Below are 22,424 nucleotides of genomic sequence, written 5' to 3' on the forward strand. Positions count from 1 at the left end.
CGTTAAAATTTTATTCACCCTTTGGGGCGGCAGATTTGCCGCCCCATTGCGTTGCGCGACCACGTGCCGGAAAATGGAACGCGGGGCGTAACGAGTTTCCGGAGGAGCCATGCCGATCGCACTGACGGCTTCGCAGGCATTGGGCCTGTGGCATGGTGTGACGCTCGATCAGGTCAGACTCGATGATCGCGATTTGACGTTGCGCCAGATGGCGATCCTGCTGCATATCTATCTCGTGCCGCCGCCGCATACCGTGCGCGGCCTAGCTGCGACGCTCAACGTGACCAAGCCTGTCATCACCCGGGCATTGGATACGATGGGGGAAATGGGTCTGGTCGACCGTGTGCGCGACGAACGCGACCGGCGAAATGTCGTGATAAAGCGTACCGTCGGAGGGGCGCTCTATCTGGAAAAGCTTGGCGATCTCGTGCGCGACCAAGGTCGCCGCCTGACGCCGTGAAAGGGATACAATGACGATGCTTGATCGCCGCTTGCATGCCTACCGACCGGATCTCGCCGAGGCGGGGCTGGAAGGACGTGTGGAAGCCCTGCGCTTCGTTGCCGGCACACCGGCCCGGGTAGCCGTGCCGGTCATCGGTTTGCGGCCAGTGCCCGATCTCGCCAAGGGAATCGATACGGAACTGCTCCTCGGAGAGGAGGTCACCGTCTACGATCGCGCCGACGGATGGTGCTGGGTCAAGGCCAGCGGCGACAACTATGTCGGCTATCTGCCGGCGACCGCCCTTTCGGACGAGCTTGTTGCGCCGACACATGTCGTCACGGTCCAGCGGACTTTCCTCTATCAAGAGGCGGAGCTGCGCAAACCGTACCAATCCATCCTATCCATGGGCAGCCGCGTCCGGATTGTCGGTGAGGCAGAAACACGCGGCAACCACTATGTGATGCTGGAAGACGGCACGGCGATCTTCGCAAAGCACGTGCGGCCGATCGGCGAAGCTCAAGGTGGCGACTATGTCGACGTCGCAAGCCGGTTTCTTGAGACCCCCTACCTCTGGGGTGGTCGCTCCGGACTTGGCATCGACTGTTCGGGCCTCGTTCAGCTCTCGATGCTGATGACGGGACGAAGCGTGCCGCGCGACACCGACATGCAGGCGGCGGGCCTTGGCGAGCCGGTCGACCGGGCCGACCTGCGCCGAGGCGATCTGGTCTTCTGGAAGGGGCACGTTGCCATCCTGGAAGATCCGGAAACGATCATCCACGCCAACGGCCATACAATGACCGTGGGTCGCGAAAACCTCCAGGATGCCATCAAACGCATCGGCTGGCTCTACGAGCAACCGACAGGCTATCGCCGCCCGGTCATCTGACCGGCGGCTTCGGCCATGACCTGATCCCGCCCGTCCACGTTTCGAAAGCCTTCGACAGCTTCAAGACAAACATGTCATTGAAGCGGGGGCCGACGATCTGCAGCCCGATCGGCATCCCTGATCGCGAAAAGCCGCAATTGATCGAGGCGGCGGGCTGCTCGGACAAGTTCCACGGCACCGTGAAGCAGATGTGCTCGAAGGGACGCGCGGGATCGTTTGTCGGCGAAGCCCATTCGGCCGGATAGGAGACGATAGGGTTGGTTGGCGAAATCACGGCGTCGACCTTCGTGAACAGTCTACCGCAACTCCTGCGAATCTCGATCGTCTGATTGAAGCCCCTGACGGCGTCCACGCCGCTTACGGAAGCGCCGCCCTCGGCCCAGGCGTAAATGTAGGGGAGGATGCTGTTTCTGCGCTCACGGCTTAGCTTCTCGATTTCGCCCCAGAAGCGCGCACGCCAGAAGCTATCCAACCCGTCCAGCATCTCCCGCGTCAGAACAGGCTGAACAGGGATGACAATCGCGCCGGCCTCCTCAAAACGTCGGCCGGCAGCCTCAACGGCCGCCCGCACCTCGTCCTCGACCGCGAGGCCACAGCCGGCATCAAGCATCAGCCCAATCTTCAATCCGCGAACATCGATCTCAAGATCCATCCAATCGAGATCCGCTGGAGGCAGGCTGGTGCCATCGCGCCAGTCCGGACGCGAGAGCGTCGCCATCGCGTGGGCCGCGTCTTCGACGGTACGTGTCATCGGTCCGGCGCAACGGCCGACATAGAACGGATCGATCGGGATGCGACCGTGGCTCGGCTTGAAGCCGAAGATCCCTGTCCAGCCTGCCGGCAAGCGCACCGAACCACCGATGTCGGTACCGATGTGCAGGGGCCCATAGCCCGCAGCGGCCGCTGCGGACGCCCCGGCGCTCGATCCTCCGGGATTCTGCGTGGTATCCCAAGGATTGCGGCTTAGGGGGTGGAAGCTGGAAAGACCCGAGGAAAGCATCCCGTAATCGGGGCAGGTCGTCTTCGCAAAGAGCACCGCGCCGTCCTCGCGCAACCTGGCCGCGGCCGGCGCATCCTCGGTCGCAGGCTGCAGTTCGACCGCCTTGGTCCCGAGCGGCACCGGCTGCCCCTTGGTAGCGATCAGTTCCTTCAGCGTCGCCGGGATGCCATCGAGGAGCCCAAGCGTTGCTCCCCTCATCCATCGGTCGCTTGACGCTTGCGCCTGGTTGCGCGCCGCCTCCGGGTCATAGGCGTAGAGCGCGCAGATGGCAGGCTCCCACGCTTCAATGTGTCGTTCCAGCGCCAGCCAATATTCAAGCGGAGACAGGCTTCGATCGGCGAAGCGCCGCCTCAATTCGTGGATCGTCAAGTCGGTTTCGGACATGGCACTCTCATCCGGACCTGTGGTTTCGAACACTGACGGCACTCGTCTCGCGCGGGTCGAGCATGTCGCGCAGCCCATCGCCAAGCATGTTGAAGCCGAAGACGCAGAGTGCGATGGAAAGGCCGGGCAGGATGGCCAGCCATGGCGCGAGCGGCAGGTAGGTTTGCGCGTCGGCCAGCATACGGCCCCAGGTCGGGGCGGGTGGTGCGATCCCGAGGCCAAGGAAGCTGAGCCCGGCCTCCGTCAGCACGGCCAAGCCCAACTGGATCGTCACTTGGACAATGATCTGGCTCATGATGTTCGGGAGCACGTGGCGGACGGAGATCGCGAAGCGGCTGTTTCCGATTGCGCGGGCAGCGAGCACGTAGTCCCGGCTCCAGGCTTGGAAGGCCGTGGCAAGCGTGACGCGGGCAAAGACGGGAATCATGAACGTTGCAATGGCAACGATCGCAGTAAGCCGGCCCGGACCGAGAAAGGCGCCCAGCATCATCGCCGAAAGAATCGGCGGCAGCGCGAAAACGACGTCGCAGGCGCGCATCAGCAACGTTTCGAACACGCCCCGCACGGCAGCGGCCAAGATACCGGCGATCGAACCGAGCGTCCCGCCGATCGCCACGGCGGCAACGGCGATGGAAAGGGAATTCCAGCAGCCGACCATCAGCATCGAGAGGACATCTCGGCCGAATTGGTCAGTGCCGAGAACGCCGAACGCGAAAGGGGGCTGCAGCTTGTGAATGATCTGCATCTTCGCTGGCGGCAGCGGCGTCCAGACCAGCGACAGCACCGCGACGGCGACAAGAAGGGTGATGACACCGCCGCCGACGACCAAATTCATTCTCCGGCTAATGTCAAATCGCCGGCGCTTGAGGCCTATTGGATTGGAGGCGATCGGCGCCATGTCAAATGCCTTTCCGCAGGCGCGGGTCGATCGCCAGGTAGGAGAGATCGACGATGAAGTTCATGACGATAACGAGCCCAGCAAAGAGCAGGACGACATCCTGCATGACGATGATGTCGCGCTGCGACAGCGCCTGATAGGCAAGGCGACCGAGGCCCGGAAGGTTGAAGACATTCTCGACCAAAACCGCGCCAGCAACCAGGAAGGTGAACTGCAGGCCAAGGATCGTCAGAACGGGAACGAGGGCGTTCGGCACCGAGTGCCGCCACAGGACGCGCCGCTTCGACAATCCCTTGGCAAGGGCTGTCCTCGTGAAATCCTCATGCAGGGTTTCCAGAACGGCAGAACGCGTGACGCGTGTCAGGACCGCCGCTTGCGGTAATGCGAGCGCCACCGCGGGCATAAGAAGCGCTTTGAGGGCTGGCAGGAAGCCGGCGTTCCAACCCGGGAAACCTCCGGCCGGCATCCAGCCGAGCGCCGTCGAAAACAGCATGATCAGCAGTAGAGCCACCCAGAAGCCCGGAACGGCGATGCCCATCTGCGAAAATATCGAAGCGACAGCGTCAGGCAATCCGCCTCGATGCGCCGCCGCAAGGGCACCGAGAGGGATCGCGATGGCGACGGAAAGCATGATCGCCATCAGCGCCAGCGGAAGCGTAACCGCCAGTCTCTCAAGAATCAGGCCGGCAACCGGCACACCGTAGGTGTAGGATTGGCCGAGGTTTCCACGGAATACGCCAGCGAGCCATTCTCCATAGCGCCACAGGAGCGGCTGATCGAGCCCAAGCTCGTGACGCAGGCTTGCGAGCGTTTCCGGTGCGGCTGACGTGCCCAGCATGATGGAGGCCTGATCGCCCGGCAGCAGATCCATCACCGCAAAAATCAGCAGCGAGACGACAGCGAGCGTGACAATCAGACCGACAAGGCGACGAGACAGAAGCGTTATCATTTCACGTCCGGTACGATCCGCCGCCTCACCATATCATCAGCCCGTAATCAGTCTTCCCAGGAGACGTTCGTAAGGACGTTCGAGGGAATGGGTTCATTCTCCCAGAGACCCTTCAGCTTCTTGTCCCAGACGCCCAGCTTGGGCATGACGAAGAGATAGAGCGCCGGCACATCCTCGGCCAGAATCTTCTGGGCGTCGCCGAAGATCTTCGCTTGCGCTACAGGATCCGAGGTCTCCTGCACCTTCTTCATCAGGTCGTTGAACGCGGGATTCTTGTAGTTGAAGTAGTACGGATCACGGGCGTAGATGTCGATGTCGAGCGGTTCGGCGTGCGCTACGATCGTCATTTCGTAGGCGCGGTCCTTCATGACATCCTGCACCCACTTGGCCGGGAATTCCGTCGGTTCGATGTTCATGGTTACGCCGATTTCAGCCAGCATCGCCTGCATGACCTGCGCGCTACGTGGCGCATAAGCCATTTGCGGCGACTTGATCGTGAAGGTGAAACCATCAGGATAGCCGGCTTCGGCAAGCAGCGCCTTCGCCTTTTCGGGATCATAGGGCAGGGCGCCGGTGAGATCGACGTAGCCGGGGTCGTTCGGCGTGTAGTGGCTGCCGATCGCCGTACCTAGCCCCGACCAGGCGCCGTCAATGACCGTCTTCCGGTCGATCGCCATCATCAACGCCTGACGGACGCGTTTGTCGTCGAAAGGCTTCTTCGCGTTGTTCATGCCGGCGACAACCTTCAGCTCGGTATTGCCGATCTTGGTCGTAAGCTTCGCATCGCCGTCAAACGAACTCATCAGCTCAGGCGCCGCGAATTCCGGAATGGCGTCGACATCGCCCGACTTCAAGGCCGCGGCCTGGGCCTGCGGATCGGCGATGAAGCGGAAGGTCACCTTGTCGAGCTTTGCCGCGGCGTCCCTGCTCCAATAGTCGGCGTTCCTTGCGAGCTCGACCTTGTCGCCCTTTGCCCAATTCACGAACTTGAACGGGCCGGTGCCAACGGGCGTCGTCTTATCCCCGGCGGCAGACTTCGGGCCGACCATCACCGAGGCCGGCCAGCCGAGCCAGTAGAGGAGACTGCCTGTTGGAGCCGAGAGATGCAGGACGAGCGTTTCCGGGTCCGGTGTCTCTATGGAAGTGATCGAGGCGAAGAAGCGCTTTTGCGGGTTTACCGAGTCAGCACCGCGCGCGCGATCGAGCGCAAATTTCGCTGCAGCGGAATCGAAAGCCTCGCCATCATGGAATTTGACGCCGCTCTGCAGCTTGAACGTATAGGTTAGACCGTCCGGGGAAACCTCCCAGCTCTTGGCGAGCTGTGGCTGGATCTTCCCGGTCTCGTCAATCGTTACAAGGCCTTCGAAAACGTTCTGCCAGGTGACCTGGCCGATCGCGACAGGGGCTGCGATCGTCGGATCAAGGCCGGTTGGCTCCACCGTCATGCCAAGGGTCAGCGTGGTCTTGGCGGCTTCCGCGGGGGTCTGCCCCAGCAGCACGAGGCCAACTGAAACCGCCGCACCGAGATAAAATCGCCGAGCCAACAGCGCCGACGGCGCACGCGAAACCTTCATCAATTTATTCCCCTGTCTGCCCGCCGCCGTGGCGATGACTTTTATGAGCCAACTTGTCACTCCCAAAACGCACACCGCCTGGCGCGAATTAAGGCCGGGATCTGCATTCGGGGTCTCCGTCGATTTAGGCGCCTTGTTTAGACGAACTTGCGCGATCAGGGTAGCGGTCTCGCCAAGCCTGCTGGGCGCCAGCGACTGGCAGTGCGGTGGCCTCAAAGACTCCCCGCGCAATGGCGCGTGCCATGACCATCGTGGCGAGATGGCAGAGTTCGAAAAAGGCGGGCAAATCCGGTCGGGGCCTCCTGCCCGTCGAGGCAGCAAAGACAGTGTCGCCGTCGAAAGGCAGGTGCGCCGGCAGCAGGGCGCGGGCGAAACCGTCATGGGCCATGATCGCGAGACGGTGCGCCTCCTGCTTGGTCAATTCGGCGTCGGTAACGATGGCGCCAATCGTTGTCGCTATCGTGTTCATGCCCTTTAGCCGCATGCGGATGTCGGCTTGTGAGATCGGCGCGGGCAAGCCGAGGCCGCCAAACTCCCGGCCCTGCTCGAACGGCGCCGACCAGAAATGCGGCCCCTCGCCCACTGTCGCCGAGCCAAGCGCATTGACGGCGACGATCGCTCCAATCCGCAGGCCGGTGCTGGTCTCGCCACTTGCCGAACCGAGCCCACCTTTGACGGTCGCGGTTGTGGCACCGGCTCCCGCACCGACGGAACCGAGGGTAAACGGCCCTTTCGCCGATGTCTTGAAGGCTTGATAGCCCATGTCGCGATAGGGAGACTGCAGCCCCCAATCCTTGTCACCGCCGTTCAGCAGGTCCATCAGGATCGCCTGCGGAACGATCGGCACCTTCAGGTCGCCGACGGGAAAACCTCGCCCGGCTTCCCGAAGTCCCGCCTGAACGCCGCCAGCCGCGTCAAGGCCGAAGGCCGAGCCACCTGACAGCACGAAGGCATCGACTGCGCCGACCATCATCGACGGATCGAGAAGCGCCGTGTCACGGCCGCCCGGAGCGCCTCCGAGAACCACAGCGGAGGCCGTTGCCGGTTCGTCGAAGACGATAGCGGTCACACCTGAGCCGAGCCTCAGATCCGTCGCGTTTCCGACCGAGACGCCATCAATGTCGGTAATCAGATTGAGCAAGCGCGCCACCCTTGTTGAGCAAGAGCGCGATAGGACCGCAATGGCGGTCAAAACACAAGACCGGCCTCACCTTTGGCAAGACCGGTCTGAAATCTGTCAGGGCTGGTTGGGCCGTGCTTCATGCCCTCAGGCATGGATAGGCTTCGGGTGACGGCGGGTCATCAGATCATGGATCGCGAGCTTCACCTCAGCCGGCGAGCTGAAATGCTGCTCGTCCAGATCGTGAACGTGAAACTTCACTGCGATGAACTTCAACCGGTTCTCATCCGGGATGACGATCCCGACGGGAACGCCTGCGTATTCGATTACTTCTTTTTTCATGCGTAGAACTCCTGCCGCGCGGTATGCGCTGGCGATGGCGAATTGACTTGTCTGATTCCGTTAAGGGTGGACGAAGGTCACATTCGACAGTTCGGGCGGGAGAGAGCGCCCGGACGGTCATTGCCAAGCACAGATCGCCCAGGGAAATTGGCGAGAGTGTCGATGTCAGTCATGTCTCGTTCCTTTCTCTGGCGTTGCGCTTGTTTGAGGCCCTGGTGTTCCAAGACCGGCGACGGCCGCGCTATTAATCTACTTTGTTGGTAGACTATAGCTAGCAGCCTACAAGAAACATATTCCGAAACGTGTCAAAATATCGACCATTCGGAAAATTTCATTCCATTAAGATCGAATTGACTGAAAGAACTCTATCAAGTCTTTGTGCAATTCGCGTGACAGTCCGACGGTCTCTTTCGATCACGGCGCAGAGATAGGAAGTCCCGCTGATTCCGGCAATGGGCATCTGATGAAAAAACGGGAAAGCCTCGAAATGACCGAAATGGTTAACGCGGGCAAAAAACAGGCTACCACCCCTCGGAGAGCACCTTTTCCAGCATGTCGACGAAGAAATCGGCGCTCTCCACTGTCAGGCAAAGGGGAGGCTTGATCTTCAACACATTGAGGTGATCGCCGGTCGGCTGCATCAAGACCCCGAGATCGAGCAGGCGGCCGCAGATTGCCGCTGTCTCTTCGCTCGCGGGTTCCAGCGTCGTTCTGTCGCGGACGAGTTCGAGCCCGAGGTAAAGTCCCATGCCGTGCACCGCGCCGACGATCGGATAGCGGTCGATCAGCGCGACCAGACGGCTCTTGAGATGATCGCCAACATCGCGCGCATTCGCCTGCAGTTCTTCATCGGCCATGATATCGAGGACGGTCATACCCACCACGGAACTGACCGGACTGCCGCCAGCGGACGAGAAGAAATAACCCTCCTTCTCCAGCGAATCGGCAATGGCCCTGGTCGTGATCACAGCGCCGAGCGGATGTCCATTGCCCATGCCTTTCGCTACCGTGATGATGTCGGGGACGACGCCCTGTTGCTCGAAGCCCCAGAAATGGTGCCCAAGCCGACCGTAGCCCACCTGTACTTCGTCGGCGATGCAGACGCCGCCGCGGGCCCGCACCTGCCTGTAGACTGCGGCAAGGTATCCGTCCGGCAGCGATATTCCGCCGGCATTCCCGTAGACCGGCTCGGCGATGAAGCCGGCCAACCCCTCGCCCCGTGCATCGACGGCTTCAAGGGCGTCGACGACGGCCTCCACGTAACCAATCGTCGATTCCGAACCGCGGAACGCACCACGATAGGTATTGGGCGAGAGGACGGCGTGCACCCAGTCGGGCCGCGTCGTCAAAGCCTCCGGATTGTCGGCGATCGAGGTGGACACCGCATCGCTCGCAACCGACCAGCCGTGGTAGGCTTCGAGAAGGCTGAGCATATGCTTGGCGCCCGTGTGCGCCCAAGCTAGTCGCAGGGCGAGGTCGTTGGCTTCCGATCCGCTGTTGACGAGGAACACCGCATCCAGCCCTTCCGGCGCCAGGGAGGTCAGGCGCTCGGAAAATTCCGCAATGGCGCCATAGTGAAAGCGTGAATTGGTGTTCAGCCGCAGCCACTGTTCGCTGACCGCCTCCGCCAGGCGCGGGTGGCCATGCCCCAGAATGGTGACGTTGTTCAGCATGTCGAGATAGGCACGGCCCTCGACATCGAACATATGCTCCTGCCAGCCGCGCTCCATTTGCGGCGGTATTTCGTAGTAGTTCTTCTGCGGCCTTGCGAGATGGGCCTGCCTGAGCGCGAACAACGCTGCCGACGCCAGCTTCGGCGCATTGACGCCAACGCCCAGAAGGGCAGCCGGCGATGGACATAGTTCCGACCAGGCCATGGCCTCCTGCGGAGTGCAGAACAGCGGCGGTTCGACGCCTGGCAAGGTGGAGAGTTGTACGCGCAGCCCGCCGAGAGATCCGCTCTCACCGGATATGGTCCCGAGCGGTTGCCCGGGCTCGACCTCGGCTTCGTTTTCAAGCGACGGCTCAATCCCGTCGAGATGAAGGCTGACACCCTCGCCTGCCAGAACGAAATGGTGATCCTTCCGAATGACCTTCCCCGCGAATGGAGCAGCAACCGTGCTGCCGCCCGCAAGACAGACGTCGGAATGCAGCGTGAAGGTTGCGGATGGGGTGGCGCTCCGAGGCTTCGAGCGCGACAATCGGTATTCGCCGTAACGCGTGGCCGCAGTGCCCGTCTCGGCTGCCGCGCGCGCGAGCAGGCGCCAATCCATGTCGGACTGCGCCCAGTTTCCCGCAGCGAAATGCGGGCTTTGGACACCGAGATCGACGAAGGATATGGTCGCCGGGTCGATGTCGGGCAACAATGGACGCCAGTCCTCCATCGAAACCGCGGCCGTTTCGATGCCCACCGCCTTCAGGACCGCGACTTCCATGAGTTCGAATGGAACGGATACCGCCATATCGAATATGCGGCGTTCGAGCTCGAGATTGCCGCGAACATAGTCGTTCTCGGGATCGATCGAGATCTGCTGCTCGCTGCTGGCGACCAGAATGACCGCGCGGGCAACGACGAGCGGCCAGAGCGCGCGCAGCTCCTCCTCGGTGAGCGGATAGACCTCGTGATATGCCTTCACTGCAGGAAGAATGTACTGCGGATCGCCATCAGCCTGATGTAGCAGCGAGGCGCAGGTGACCGCCAGATCGCCGATCAGCCAGCCGCGAATGATGTCGCCGAAATCGATGACGCCGTCAGGGACCAGATGGCCCCGCTCATCACGACGGCTGACAACGTTGTCGCCGGTCACGTCATGGTGCACGGCCTGTAGCCGCAAGGACGGCGCCAGGGGTTGGATTCGCCTCACGGCTGACACCATCGTCTTGGCGATGCGATCACGTGCGGCGCTGTCGGTGATCGCCGACAACAACTGGACCGCGACCGGACCGGCGCGGCGCAGGTCCCATTGCAGGCTGCGGTCGAGACCAGGATGCGTGAAGTCGGCCAGCGACTGCGCCAGGCGGGCGCAGAGAGCTCCCAGTGCCGCCACCGACTCTTTCGGCAGGTGCTTGCGGTGCGTCAGCCCCTCGCCTTCAAGATACTCCAGCAGTCGAACCTGAAAGGTCTGGTCGCGCACGGTGACAGCGACGATGTCCTGCCCGTCCGTCGATGGGATGACGTGAGGAACGCGCGGCGCATCCTCTTTCGTGCCGATGTGGCGGATGGCTGCGTTCTGCGCCTCGAGCTCCACCGTCTCATAGGTCACATGGCATATCTTGAGCACGTAGCTTCGTTCGCCGGTATCGAGGCGATAGTTGCGATCCTGCTGGCTGCCGAGCTCGGTGATCGCTCCTGACAGGCCATAACGCGACTGAAGGATGTCGCCGGCTTCCGCAGCGGTCACGTCAGGGCGTGGCAACGTCGCGCGATCGGCAAGCGTCTCGTCAGTCATGGCATCCCCCGCGGCATGATTCGATTTCGCAGACTACGCAGATAATCGAATCCTTGCCACCGGCAAGCGAGGAGATCGCGGTCGATCGACGGCAAAGCCGCCGCGGCGATCAGCCCATGCGTTCCGATGCGTAGCTGCCCGGACTTGCGGGAAATACGATCGTGCGGTTGCCGTTCAGGAAGACGCGGCGATGGATATGCGCATGGATGGCGCGTGCCAGAACCTGGCTCTCCACGTCGCGGCCGATGGAGACGTAATCGTCGGCGCTCTGAGCGTGGGTGATGCGGGCGGTATCCTGCTCGATGATTGGCCCCTCATCGAGATCGGCCGTCACATAATGCGCCGTGGCGCCAATGAGCTTCACGCCGCGCTCATAGGCCTGCTTGTAGGGGTTGGCGCCCTTAAAGCTCGGCAGGAAGGAGTGATGGATATTAATGATCTTGCCGGACATCTTGCGGCACATGGCATCGGAAAGGACCTGCATGTAGCGGGCGAGCACAATCAGTTCGGTGCCGGTCTGGTCCACGAGATCAAGGAGCTGAGCCTCGGCCTGCGGCTTGTTTTCCTTCGTCACCTTGATGTGGTGGAACGGAATATCGTGGTTCACCACGACCTTCTGATAATCGAAGTGATTGGAGACCACGCCGACGATATCGATCGGCAGCGCACCGATCTTCCAGCGGTAGAGCAAGTCGTTCAAACAGTGGCCGAAGCGCGACACCATCAAAAGCACCTTCATGCGGCTGGCGCCATCATGGATTTCGGCTTCCATGTCGAATTTCTCTGCGACCGGCTTGAAGCCTTCCTTGAGTGCCGCAAGACCGACGCCTTCTTCTGAAATGAAGCTGACACGGGTGAAGAACTTGCCGGTATCGAGATCGTCGAACTGCGACGAATCGACGATGTTGCAGCCCTGATCGGCCAGGTAGTTCGCGATCGCCGCCACGATCCCGCGCGTCGACTTGCACGTCACCGTCAATACATAGCTCGTCATCTGTTTCCGTCCTTCTCGCGCCGCCTGTCGGCCCGCTGCTTAGATCAAAGAGAAAGTCACGGATAGAGCACCGCGCCTTCATTCGTGCAACTATTTGCAAGAGACGCCATCAGAAGCTTTCAGGTTCCTGGCGCCTCCCCGTCGCGATCAACTTACGGCAGAGCGTGCAAAACTCCGTTCCGCTTGCGTCGTCAAGACGCGTATCCCCGCCGTGGGCCGCACTTGCGCGGCCCCTTCGACGAAGTCACGTTTTCGAGATGACGGCCAACCGAGCGAAGCGCTCGCTTGATGGAAGCCGACGCCGCGCCTACATCGACAATAGAGATGTAATACGACGGATCCGGCGATATGCGGTTCGCAAGAGTGTGGTTGATAGCCTTGGCAGCAACCGGCGCAAGTTTGGCGCCCGGCGCGAGCTTTGCCGCGGATTGGCGGCGAGCCGGCGAGCCGCAGGTCCAGTCGATCTATCCCTATGCAAACCTGCCGGGCGTCAAGGCGCAGCCGGATCCAAAGGACGAGGAACAGTATAGCTGCCGGACGGAGACACGGCCGCTGCGCCGCGGATATGACAAAATCTTCCGGACCGGCGGGCTGCCAACCCTCGTCTACGTCTGCGATCGTGACGGCGTGGAAAGTGTCGGCACGCAGGTGCCGCTGCGCGGACACTATCAGCCGGTCCGCTGACCCGTTGGGCTGCCCAGGCGGTCGCCCCTACTGCGCATTATGAGTGTTCGGGAGCCCGTGCGGCCGGATTTTACGCCCAGCATTGTCCGAACGACAGCTCGCTGGCGACAGCGCGCCCAAGTCCTGATCGCAACCGCAATCAGCAGCCTGATCGGACGTCTTTACCTGCGCTGCTAATGTCTTTGGGGGAAGAAATGGGAAGACCTTATATCGGCCTTCACTTTGCATTTCTTAGGGAAATGGTGCCCAGAAGAGGACTCGAACCTCCACGCCTCGCGGCACAGGTACCTGAAACCTGCGCGTCTACCAATTCCGCCATCTGGGCGACGGAGAGCCATGTACGGGGGCGGCCCCTTGCTGTCAACAGGGTTTTTGAAGTTTTCCTGACAGGCAGCAAAAAAGTCGTTGATGCCACTCTTCGCCAGCGCGGTTGCAATCTGAGGCGGCCGCGATAGCGATTGCTGCAAAGGCGTCCTATATACACAGCAGAAAGGATCGTCTGATGGCCGGCTCTCGTAATTTTTGCCTGATCGCGCTCTTCTCCCTGCTGCCCTACACGGCGTTTGCGATGCCGCTCGGCGTGTCTCCGCCCGCCGCCGGCGCATCGGACATCATCCGTGTTGGGTCGACGATGTGTGACGCGCGCGGCTGCTTCACTTTCGGGCCGGTCCAATCGTTCCGCCCGTCCTATGTGCAGCCGAACTATCGGCCGCCGACGGCCACCGGTCCGACCTACTATCGGCCGGCTGCGCGAGGTCGCGGACCGCTCTATTACGATCCCCCGCCCGTGCGCACGGTGCAGCCGAAGGCACAGGGACAACAGTTCCATGTGGATTGGTGCCGTAACCAGTACCGGACCTACAATCCGAAGACTGATCGGTTCCTGACCTATGAGGGTATCTACAAGACTTGCAATTCGCCTTACGACTAGGCTCAGCTTTCCAGCGAAGTGCGATCGACATGGCCGAGATCCCGGCCGGGTTCGATGATGTCGCGCACGCGCTGCTTCAACTCCTTCGGACCGGGAAAGCCGCCATCGCGCTTGCGCTCCCAGATCAGGTCGCCATCGACCCGGATTTCGAAATTGCCGCCGGTGCCGGGAACGAGCGCCACTTCGCCGAGACTGTCGGTGAAGGTCTGCAGAAGTTCCTGCGCCATCCAGCCGGCGCGCAGCAGCCAGTTGCATTGGGTGCAGTAGAGGATCGTCACGCGGGCTTTCTTGTCGCTCATATCAGGGGTTTCCTTTCGTCACTCCGATTTAAGAACTGCCGTGGCGTGGCGCAATCCGTATTGCAATCACCGGGCGCTTGGTGTTCCTCTCGGAGCCAGAAATCGTACTGGAGATGCTGATGCGGGTCGCCGTCATCGAAAACATGAAAAGCACGCCGCTCGGCTCGCTGGGGCTGGCGCTGGCGGAAGCCAAGGCCGAGATCGAGCACTTCTACCCCTGGATCGACGGCAAGCTACCGGCAGGCATTGCCGATCATGACGCCCTGGTGGTGCTCGGCGGCGAGCAGAATGCGATCGACGACGCGAACTATCCCTACCTGCCAGGACTTGCACAGCTCATGCGCGACTTCGCCGAGGCCGACAAGGCGGTGCTCGGCATCTGTCTTGGGGCGCAGATCCTGGCGCGCGCCTACGGTGCGGAGAACCAGCTGAATGCCGGACTGGAGTTTGGCTGGCACTCGGTCAGCAAGTCCGAGGATGGGCACGCGGATCCGTTGCTCTCCGACCTCGAGGCGGATTTCACGACATTCCAGTGGCACAGCGACACCTTCACACTGCCGCAGGGTGCGACGCGTCTTGCAGTGAGCGAGCTTACTCAGAACCAGGCGTTTCGTATCGGGCACGCGGCCTACGGCACTCAGTTCCATTTCGAGGCCAGCGCATCTGTCATCGATAGCTGGAAGGGCGAGTTTGCGGAATCGATCGAACAGATGGAGCCGGGCTGGCATGAACGCTACGCGGCGCTTGCCTCCGCGCACGCCGCGGCATCAGATGCCACCGGCCTTGCCATTGGCCGCAATTGGGTCCGCATGATCCGAGCGGAAGTCCGATCACAGCCCATGGTCGCCGGCGTTTAAGCCGGCGACCTGACATCCCTAGCCGGCTTAGGTGGCGGAGCGGATCCAGACGAGCATTTCGCCGGGCGCGCGGTTGTCCCACAGATGGTAAGGCACAAAGCGGGCCGTACCCGTTCCGGCTGCCGGCGGCTCGGTCCGATAGAGCGTCGCACCCCAATCCGACTCATCCTTGGTCACAGCGATATCGAGAGCCACCGCACCACCGAGTTCGGCGATCTCAGCCGTCTTCGCGGATATATCCTCGCCGAGCCTGATTCCGTTCAGGCCTGCGCCGTTATCCGTCGCCTCGACGCAATAGACGAGCGGGCCACGCATCAGGGCAGTCCGTCCGGCATCCTGGCGCACCAGCGGGTTTGCCCAGAGAGCGCGTGCTTCGAGCGGAATGTTCAGGTCGATCTTGTCGCCATCGCGCCATTCGCGTTCGATGCGGGCGTAACCATCGAGTTCGACCGAGCCGAGATCGATTGTCTCACCGTTGACGGCAAGTGTCGTCCCCTTTGCCCATTCCGGGATGCGCAGCGAAACCGCAAAGCGTGCCTGCTTGCTCGTCTTGATGTCGAAGTGGACGGCCCCGTGCCAGGGATAGCGGGTCTTTTGCGTCATCTCGACATTGGCATCCGCGATCTTGAACCGCGCGCGTCCTTCGCCATAGAGGTGGACGGCGATCTCGTCATCCGCGACGCCATACATGTAGGAACCGATAGAGGCGAGCAGGCGGGCAATGTTCGGCGGGCAGCAGGGGCAATGGTGCCAGACCCAGCGATGATGCTTGCCGGCACTTTCCAGCGGGTTCTCGTAGAAGAACGTCTTGCCGTCGAGCGAGAGCCCGGCCATCGCGCCGTTGTAGAGTGCCTGCTCCATGATATCCGCATAGCGCCGGTTCGGGCCGCGGCCGAGCATGCGGTTTGCCCAGAACACCAGACCGACGGAAGCGCAGGTCTCGGCATAGGCGCTTTCGTTCGGCAGGTCATAATAGTCGGTGAAGCCCTCATTGGCGGCCGCCGGCCCGATGCCGCCGGTGACATACATCTGCTTGGTCGTCAGATCATCCCACAAGGTTTCTAGGGCGCCGGTCAGGCTGTCATCGTTGTATTCCGTCGCGATGTCGGCCATGCCGGAATAGAGGTACATGGCACGAACGGCGTGGCCGACGACCTTTTTCTGCTCGCGAACCGGCTGATGAGCTTGGCCGTACTCATAGGTCTTCTGGTGAAAGTCCGCTGCACTGCGGCCGTCGCGGTTCGCCTCGTCGGTGAAGAAGTGCGGCTCGGTTCCGCGCTCATCGACGAAGAACTTGGCAAGGTCCAGATACTTCTTCTCGCCGGTCGCGCGGGCAAGCTTGACCAGTGCCAGCTCGACTTCCTCGTGGCCGCAATAGCCGGGAATCTTGCCCGGGCCATGACCGAAGACAGTAATCATGTAATCGGCAAAGCGGCACATGATGTCGAGCAGCTTGCGCTTGCCGGTGGCCTGATAGTAGGCGACGGCGCCTTCCATCAAGTGGCCGGCGCAATAGAGTTCGTGGTGGTCACGCAGGTTGGTCCAGCGACGCTCGGGCTGAACCCGCTGGAACCAGGCATTCACATAGCCGTCCTTGTCCTGCAGTTTCTCATACATGTCGACGATGGCGTCGACCCGGGCTTCGAGCTCCGGATTGGCCCGGCGATAGAGCGAATAGGCCACCGTCTCGATCGATTTGCCGAGGTCGCTATCCCAGAACATCTGCGTCGAGCCGCCCCAGGGACCGATGGGGATCACGACGCCGGGGCTCGCCTTGGTGACGTCGATCGCCTGCAGCATACCCGCCGCGACGCAACGGTCGAGCAGCGTTTCAGCGGTGCTGTCGCAGATCGCGTCCTGGCGCTCCCCGAACAGTCCGTGCACATCGACATCCGGCACGGGAAGCGGGCGAAACTGGCGGTCTCTTTTCAACTTGTTCATGGCTTGATCCATCTTTCTTCAGAAGTCATTTCACCGCGCCGGCCATCAGCCCGCGCATGTAGTAGCGTTGCAGAAGCAGGAAAACGATGAGGCAGGGGATCGTCATGACGGCGACACCTGCCTGCACGGCGCCCCAGTTGATCGCCCCGAGACGGCCGGCGCGCACCGCCATCATCAGGACGGGCAGCGTGTATTTCTCGTTGCTGGAGAGCAGCACGAGCGCGGCCAGAAATTCGTTCCAGGCATTGAGGAAGGCAAAGATCGCCACGGTCGCGACGCCCGGCAGCACAAGCGGCAGCAGAACCAGCACGAGCATCTTCAGGTCATGGGCGCCGTCGATACGCGCGGCCTCCTCGATCTCCTTCGGCACCGCGTCAAAGGCGTTGCGCATCATGAACACCGAAAACGGCAGCTGCAGCGTCACGTAGACCAGCGTCAGGCCGAAGAGCGAGTTATTGAGCCCGAGCTTGGCGAGGATGATGAAGAGTGGCGTGAGGATCGACTGGAAGGGGATCATCAGCGTCGCGATGATCAGGATGAAGAAGACATTCTTCATCGGAAAGCGATAGCGCGAGAAACCGTAACCGGCGAGCAGGCTGATGACCACGGTCAGCACCACGGTCGCAACCGACACGATGAGCGAATTGAGTGTGTGCTGCCAGATGCCGGCACCGAAACTGTCGAGCGAGCGATAGGAATCGAAGCTGATACCGTTCGTCGGCCATGGCGGCAGCGGTGGCAGCCGCGCCTCCGTGCCATGCCGGAGTGAGGCCAGCAGAGTGATGACAAAGGGAGCGAGAAAGAAGATGGCAATAGCTATGCCGGTGCCGTGATAGGCGGCCTGCCCACGGATTTCACGGCTTCGCTTGCGACCGGTGACGAGGCTCATCAGCGCTCCTCCCCGACACGCAGCAGCCAAAGCTGCACGACACTGATGACCACGAGAATGGCCAGAAGCGCAATCGACAGCGCCGCGCCGTACCCGAGATTGAAGGACACGAAGGACTGGTTGAAGATATAGTAGACGACAGAGATCATTCGGTTTTGCGGCCCGCCTGAGGTCATGATGTAGAACTGATCGAAGGCGAGGATCGAGCCGGTCACGGAGATGATCAGCGCGAGTGCGATCGTCCTGCGCATCAACGGCAGCGTCAGAAAGCGGAAGCGCTGCCACCAATTGGCGCCATCGACGACGGCGGCCTCCGTCAGATCGGTCGGGATCGCCTGCAGCCCGGTCAGCAGGATGATCATTGTAAAGCCGGCTATCTTCCACACGACCATGACGCAGATCGTCAGGAATGCGCTGTCGAAGGTGGCAAGCAGATTGGGGCTCTTCTCGACAAGTCCGAGCGCCTTCAAGGCCGGACCGATGAAACCACTGTCGACATTGGCCAGCCACACCCACAGCAGCGATGCAGAGGCCAGACCGACGACGACGGGCAGGAAGATGACGGTGCGATAGGTGCTGACGAAGGCCCGCTGCCGCTCGACGAAAAGAGCAAGCGGAAAGGCGACCGCGAAGATAAGGATCGTCACGATGACCGTATAGTAGGCGGTGAAGTTCAGCGCCGCGACGAAGCGGCCGTCATTGAACATGCGGAAGTAGTTGTTGAAGCCGATCCACCGCTGGGCGCCCATCAGCGGCCAGTTGTGAAGGCTCATCCAGGCGGTAAATCCGACCGGCAGCACGAAGAACATGATCACCAGAAGCATCGCCGGAGCGATATAGAGGAGGCCCGTCCATTCCGGTCGTGGGGCACGTCTGCGCACGCATGCTGTCTGCTTTCGACCCGTCACGGTCATCGAAACACTCCGCATCATCCTAGTAAAATCGGCCGGAGGACTGCCACACCCTCCGGCCACGGCCTCTGGGAGATTATTGGCCGCTGTCGATGATCGACTGCATCTCCGACTGTGCATTCTTGAAGGCGCCGTCGACGTCGTCACCGAAGATGGCCGCATTGGTAAAGGTCGCCCACGGACCGTTGGCGCTGTTGATCAGATCGTTGAACTGCAGCGTGTAAGGTGTCTTGGCGACCGATATGGCCTTCAGGCCGACCTGCAACCTCGGATCGAGGCCCTCGAGCACCTTGTCGGCGATATCACCACGGGTCGGCAGGCTACCGTACTTCGCCATGATCTTCTGGCCGTCCATCGAATAGATATATTCGAGGAATTCCTTCACTGCGTCGATCTTCTTGGTGCCCTTGGTGATGACGAAGTTGTCACCGCCGGCAAAGGAGGACGGATTGCCGTCAACGCCCGGGATGAGCGTCACGCCGAAGTTGATATCGGGATGCTCGGTCACCAGCGTGCCGATCGCGAAGGCGCCAAGGCTCTGCTGGCCAATCTTGCCGTTGGTGAAGCTCAGGAAGTTGGCACCGTTGTCGCTGGCGGCACTTGCCGGGACGAGGTCCTTCTTCACCATGTCGCGATAATAATCGACCGCCTTGCGCATCTGCGGGGTGTCGAGCGTCGCCGTCTTGCCGTCGGCCGACAGGATATCGGCACCTGCACCCCAGGTGAGCGGCGTGAACGTGAAGATCATGCAGCCGCCGCAGCCGCCGCCGGAGAAATAGAAACCGTAGGTATCGTCACCGACCCTGCGGATCTTCTCGGCGTTGGCGGTGATTTCCTCCCAGGTCGCGGGCGCCCTTTCAGGATCAAGTCCCGCCTTCTTGTAGAGGTCCTTGTTCCAGGCGAAGACCGAGGTTTCGACCGACAGCGGCAGGCCGTAGACGCGGTCCTGATAGGTGCCGAGGCGGACGTGCGACGGCGACAGCGAATTGAAATAAGGCAGCTTCTTTGCCCAGTCTGTCAGGTCTTCCAGCTGTCCCGCAGCAGCAAAGGCCGGGTTATAGATGAGGTCCATCGACAACGCATCCGGCGCCTGGCCGCCAGCGATGGCGGTGGCGTATTTCTGGACAAGCTCCGAGAACGGCACCTCGGTCGCGACGACCTGGTTCTCGTGGCTGGAGTTGTAGGCTTCGACAACCTTCTTGAAGGATTCGCCGATACCGGAACGAACCCACATTTCGACTTTCTCGGCGGCCGATGCTCCGGACACCAGGCATAGGGTGGCAACGCTTGTCGCAGCCAACAGACGCTTAATCATGGCACTCCTCCCAAATTGGCGCACTCCTCCGCGCCGGTTCCTCATCTCCTGGGGCTTTGGGCCCCGCATGACTGCCGCACCACGAGGCGGCACGGCAATTTCCTGACGCCCGGCTCCACTGGGCGTCCCTCGGCCAGCGCCAGAATCGTCAATCCGGCCTGGCGCCCCAGCTCCTTCAACTCCATGTCGACGGAAGTGAGCGGTGGCCGCGTCTGGCCGGCGACAATCTCCCAATTGTCGAATCCGACTACGGAAACATCTTCCGGCACCCGAATACCGCGCTCGCGCAACGCATCGACAGCACCACGCGCGATCTGATCGTTTCCGCAGAAGATCGCGTCCGGCTTTTCGTCCTGACGGCTCCATATCAGCGCGACGGCCTCGTGGCCCCAGGCTTCCGCCCACCGGCCGAACATGACGATCCCCTCCCCGCCGATAACATTGCGGTAGGCACCCGCGCGCTCGCGAACCGAGAAGAAATCCTCCGGCCCCGTGATATGCGCGATCCGTCGACGGCCCATCTTCACCAGCCACTCCACCGCCAATCGCGCACCCTGCGCGTCGTCGGAGCGGAAGGTGACGCTCGTCGGCGTCCCTTCGGTGAAGGCGTAGACCACGGGGACATGCAGGTTCGACAGATCGACCGGAAGCTGCCGGTCCAATCGCTTGCCGGTGGCGATAATGCCATCCACCTGCTTTTCCAGCATGGCATCGACATGGGTCTGACCGAGCGCCGGATCGTCTTCGATGGCGCAGAGAAAAACCGACACGCCGTGATCGACGAGCGCTTCGGAAATACCGGCCATGACCGGCAGCGTGAAGCGCCCGTAGGTATCGTTGGTCAGCAGCCCGATAGTGAAACTGCGCTTGCTCAAGAGGCCCCGGGCGAGCGCATTCGGGCGGAAACCGACCTCGCCGGCAATGCGCTTTACCCGCTCCCGGGTTTCGACGCTCATCCGACCGGTTTCGTTCAGCGCCTTCGAGGCGGTGGAAATACTGACCCCCGCCGCCGCCGCGACGTCGTGGATGGTAATCCGGCCTCTTTTTCCTCCCGCGACGTTCACCGCGCTTCTCCCCATTTGCAGATGAGAAAAGCTTTTCCCAACCGAAGCGTCAAGTGAGAAAAGGTTTTCTCAAGCAAAAATCATACAATTGCCATCAGCGCCTCAGGAGCGGCCGCGAGTAACGAAAATCGCGGCAGGCCATGCCCGCCGCGATCCAAAGCTTGAGCGATGTGAGCTTCGATCAGCCTTTGATCGTCTCCTTGCCTTCTTCCAGCAGGCGGGCGGCCGCTTCGGCAGGCGTCGTCCGCTCGAATGCAAGCTCATCGGCAATCGGGCGGAAGACGCGCTGGTCGAATTGCGTCGAACCGAGCGGCGCAGGAGCAGGGTACTCGCCCACCTGATCCTTCAGCAGGTTTACATACTGCACGGTAGCCTGTTCGGCTGGATTGAGTTGCGGAAGAATCGCCTCGCGCACGGTAGGCGACATAGGCACGCCGCGCTCCACGCCAAGGATCTTGCCGGCCTCGACGTTATTGACGAAGAAATCGATGAACTTGGCGGCAGCCTCACCGTTCTTCGTGGCTCCGCCGACGCTCCAGATCAACGCCGGGCGATAGTAGTGGCCGGAAGGACCACCCTTCTTTTCGCGCGGCAGGAGCGTGATCGCAAGCTTGTTCTTGGAAATCAACTGGTAGCCGACGAGCTGATTGGAATAGGCCATGCCCATCGCCGACTTGCCGAGCGCGAGTGCGTTCGTGTCGATGGTGTTCTGGTCGAGCGTCTGAACGTCGGCAGCGACCGTGCCGCCCTTCTTGCGCAGATCTTCCCAGAACGTGTACCACGCCGTTGCATCGTCGGCATTGAAGCCGAGCTTGCCGTCGGCATAGAGGCTCTTGCCGCGCTGGCGCAGCCAGGCATCGAAGACGTAGGTGTAGCGCGCGCCATAAGGGCCGCCCCAGTAATTGTTCTTGCCGCCGGCCTTCGTCAGCTCGACTGCGATCTTGGCGTACTCGTCCCAGGTCAAATCCGCCGTCGGTACCGGAATGCCTGCCTTTTCAAAGGCCGTCTGGTCGAAGAACAGCGCGAAGGAGTTGAGGCCGAGGCCGATGCCGTAGAGCTTGCCGTCGACCGTCGTCAGCTTCAACATATCCTTGCCGAACGAGTCGACCTTCAGCGTCGAAGGCACGAATTCGTCGAGCGGCAGGCATGCGCCGCGCTTCGAATAGTCGGAGATCGTGCTCGGTTCGAGCTGGAAGACGTCGGGCACGGCGCGGCCGGCCATCTGGGTGGCGAGCTTTGTCCAGTAGCCGTTGCCGTCAAGCGATTCGCCGACGATCGATACGCCGGGGTTCTTGCTTTCATAGAGCCTGGCGACATCAAGCGTGCGTTTGGCGCGATCGTTCGATCCCCACCACATGGCGCGCAGCTTGGCATCTTCCGCAAAGGCCGGAATTGAGCTTGTGGCACCAAAGGCCAGCCCGGCAGCGACGCCTGCCGAACCCATCAGAAATGAACGGCGATTGACCTGCATGTTTCATCCTCCTCTTTCATTGCC

The 22,424-nt window shown here is 61.5% G+C and carries 20 protein-coding genes and 1 tRNA gene; 5 read left to right on the forward strand and 16 right to left on the reverse strand.

The features are described from left to right. Nucleotides 1-109 precede the first annotated feature (109 nt). Nucleotides 110-460 carry a MarR family winged helix-turn-helix transcriptional regulator gene (locus IB248_RS08000; RefSeq protein ID WP_018855328.1) on the forward strand — a complete coding sequence of 117 codons (351 nt, stop codon included), beginning with the start codon at nt 110-112 and terminating at the stop codon, nt 458-460. Nucleotides 461-470: 10 nt separating this feature from the next. Further along, nucleotides 471-1,328 carry an NlpC/P60 family protein gene (locus IB248_RS08005; protein WP_192240672.1) on the forward strand — a complete coding sequence of 286 codons (858 nt, stop codon included), beginning with the start codon at nt 471-473 and terminating at the stop codon, nt 1,326-1,328. On the opposite strand, the gene IB248_RS08010 is transcribed toward IB248_RS08005, so the two are convergent. The 8 genes from IB248_RS08010 to purU form a co-directional block, all read right to left on the reverse strand. Beyond that, complete coding sequence (locus IB248_RS08010; RefSeq protein ID WP_192240673.1) at nt 1,321-2,712, reverse strand: amidase; 1,392 nt, start codon at nt 2,710-2,712, stop codon at nt 1,321-1,323. The two genes, IB248_RS08005 and IB248_RS08010, sit on opposite strands and share 8 nt — an antisense overlap. Nucleotides 2,713-2,719: 7 nt before the next feature. Next, nucleotides 2,720-3,610, reverse strand: coding sequence for an ABC transporter permease (locus IB248_RS08015; protein ID WP_192240674.1), 891 nt, complete (start codon nt 3,608-3,610; stop codon nt 2,720-2,722). Between the two features lies 1 nt (nt 3,611). Beyond that, complete coding sequence (locus IB248_RS08020) at nt 3,612-4,559, reverse strand: ABC transporter permease (RefSeq protein WP_018855332.1); 948 nt, start codon at nt 4,557-4,559, stop codon at nt 3,612-3,614. Between the two features lie 47 nt (nt 4,560-4,606). Next, on the reverse strand, nt 4,607-6,136 hold the full coding sequence (locus IB248_RS08025) for an ABC transporter substrate-binding protein (protein WP_192240675.1): 1,530 nt from the start codon (nt 6,134-6,136) through the stop codon (nt 4,607-4,609). A 121-nt stretch (nt 6,137-6,257) separates the two neighbouring features. Next, nucleotides 6,258-7,283, reverse strand: coding sequence for a P1 family peptidase (locus IB248_RS08030; protein ID WP_192240676.1), 1,026 nt, complete (start codon nt 7,281-7,283; stop codon nt 6,258-6,260). Between the two features lie 117 nt (nt 7,284-7,400). Then, nucleotides 7,401-7,595 (reverse strand): hypothetical protein, encoded by a 195-nt coding sequence (locus tag IB248_RS08035; RefSeq protein WP_007529092.1) that lies wholly within the window; start codon nt 7,593-7,595, stop codon nt 7,401-7,403. Between the two features lie 521 nt (nt 7,596-8,116). Next, complete coding sequence (locus IB248_RS08040; RefSeq protein ID WP_018855335.1) at nt 8,117-11,044, reverse strand: aminotransferase; 2,928 nt, start codon at nt 11,042-11,044, stop codon at nt 8,117-8,119. 109 nt (nt 11,045-11,153) lie between these two features. Further along, nucleotides 11,154-12,038 carry a formyltetrahydrofolate deformylase gene (gene purU, locus IB248_RS08045; RefSeq protein WP_018855336.1) on the reverse strand — a complete coding sequence of 295 codons (885 nt, stop codon included), beginning with the start codon at nt 12,036-12,038 and terminating at the stop codon, nt 11,154-11,156. Nucleotides 12,039-12,386: 348 nt separating this feature from the next. On the opposite strand from purU, the gene IB248_RS08050 reads away from it, so the two are divergent. Continuing rightward, nucleotides 12,387-12,722: a hypothetical protein gene (locus tag IB248_RS08050; RefSeq protein WP_026371533.1), complete on the forward strand. Its 336-nt coding sequence runs from the start codon at nt 12,387-12,389 to the stop codon at nt 12,720-12,722. Between the two features lie 240 nt (nt 12,723-12,962). Here IB248_RS08050 and IB248_RS08055 read toward each other — a convergent pair. Beyond that, nucleotides 12,963-13,047, reverse strand: a tRNA-Leu gene (locus tag IB248_RS08055). A 243-nt stretch (nt 13,048-13,290) separates the two neighbouring features. On the opposite strand from IB248_RS08055, the gene IB248_RS08060 reads away from it, so the two are divergent. Then, a complete protein-coding gene (locus IB248_RS08060) occupies nt 13,291-13,653 on the forward strand; it encodes a BA14K family protein (protein ID WP_082728676.1) in 363 nt (120 codons plus the stop codon). Nucleotides 13,654-13,655: 2 nt separating this feature from the next. On the opposite strand, the gene IB248_RS08065 is transcribed toward IB248_RS08060, so the two are convergent. Continuing rightward, on the reverse strand, nt 13,656-13,952 hold the full coding sequence (locus IB248_RS08065) for a SelT/SelW/SelH family protein (protein WP_018855339.1): 297 nt from the start codon (nt 13,950-13,952) through the stop codon (nt 13,656-13,658). A 119-nt stretch (nt 13,953-14,071) separates the two neighbouring features. Between IB248_RS08065 and IB248_RS08070 the strand changes: the two genes are divergently transcribed. Beyond that, complete coding sequence (locus IB248_RS08070; protein WP_192240677.1) at nt 14,072-14,809, forward strand: type 1 glutamine amidotransferase; 738 nt, start codon at nt 14,072-14,074, stop codon at nt 14,807-14,809. A 27-nt stretch (nt 14,810-14,836) separates the two neighbouring features. Here the strand turns inward: IB248_RS08070 and IB248_RS08075 are convergent, their stop codons facing one another. From IB248_RS08075 to IB248_RS08100, 6 genes are all read right to left on the reverse strand, one after another. Beyond that, nucleotides 14,837-16,750 carry a beta-L-arabinofuranosidase domain-containing protein gene (locus IB248_RS08075; protein ID WP_192240678.1) on the reverse strand — a complete coding sequence of 638 codons (1,914 nt, stop codon included), beginning with the start codon at nt 16,748-16,750 and terminating at the stop codon, nt 14,837-14,839. A 25-nt stretch (nt 16,751-16,775) separates the two neighbouring features. Then, the gene (locus tag IB248_RS08080) at nt 16,776-17,639 is read right to left on the reverse strand and encodes a carbohydrate ABC transporter permease (RefSeq protein ID WP_192240679.1); all 864 of its coding nucleotides are present in this window, start codon (nt 17,637-17,639) and stop codon (nt 16,776-16,778) included. Further along, on the reverse strand, nt 17,639-18,553 hold the full coding sequence (locus IB248_RS08085; protein WP_018855343.1) for a sugar ABC transporter permease: 915 nt from the start codon (nt 18,551-18,553) through the stop codon (nt 17,639-17,641). Before IB248_RS08085 ends, IB248_RS08080 begins: the two co-directional genes overlap by 1 nt. Nucleotides 18,554-18,626: 73 nt before the next feature. After that, nucleotides 18,627-19,865: a sugar ABC transporter substrate-binding protein gene (locus IB248_RS08090; protein ID WP_192240680.1), complete on the reverse strand. Its 1,239-nt coding sequence runs from the start codon at nt 19,863-19,865 to the stop codon at nt 18,627-18,629. A 41-nt stretch (nt 19,866-19,906) separates the two neighbouring features. Continuing rightward, entirely contained in the window at nt 19,907-20,929 is a 1,023-nt protein-coding gene (locus IB248_RS08095; protein ID WP_169679499.1) for a LacI family DNA-binding transcriptional regulator, read from the reverse strand. Nucleotides 20,930-21,110: 181 nt separating this feature from the next. Then, nucleotides 21,111-22,400 carry an ABC transporter substrate-binding protein gene (locus IB248_RS08100; RefSeq protein ID WP_192240681.1) on the reverse strand — a complete coding sequence of 430 codons (1,290 nt, stop codon included), beginning with the start codon at nt 22,398-22,400 and terminating at the stop codon, nt 21,111-21,113. Between the last annotated feature and the right edge of the window lie 24 nt (nt 22,401-22,424).

Source organism: Rhizobium sp. RHZ01 (assembly GCF_014851595.1).
GTDB classification, from domain to species: Bacteria; Pseudomonadota; Alphaproteobacteria; order Rhizobiales; family Rhizobiaceae; genus Rhizobium; species Rhizobium altiplani.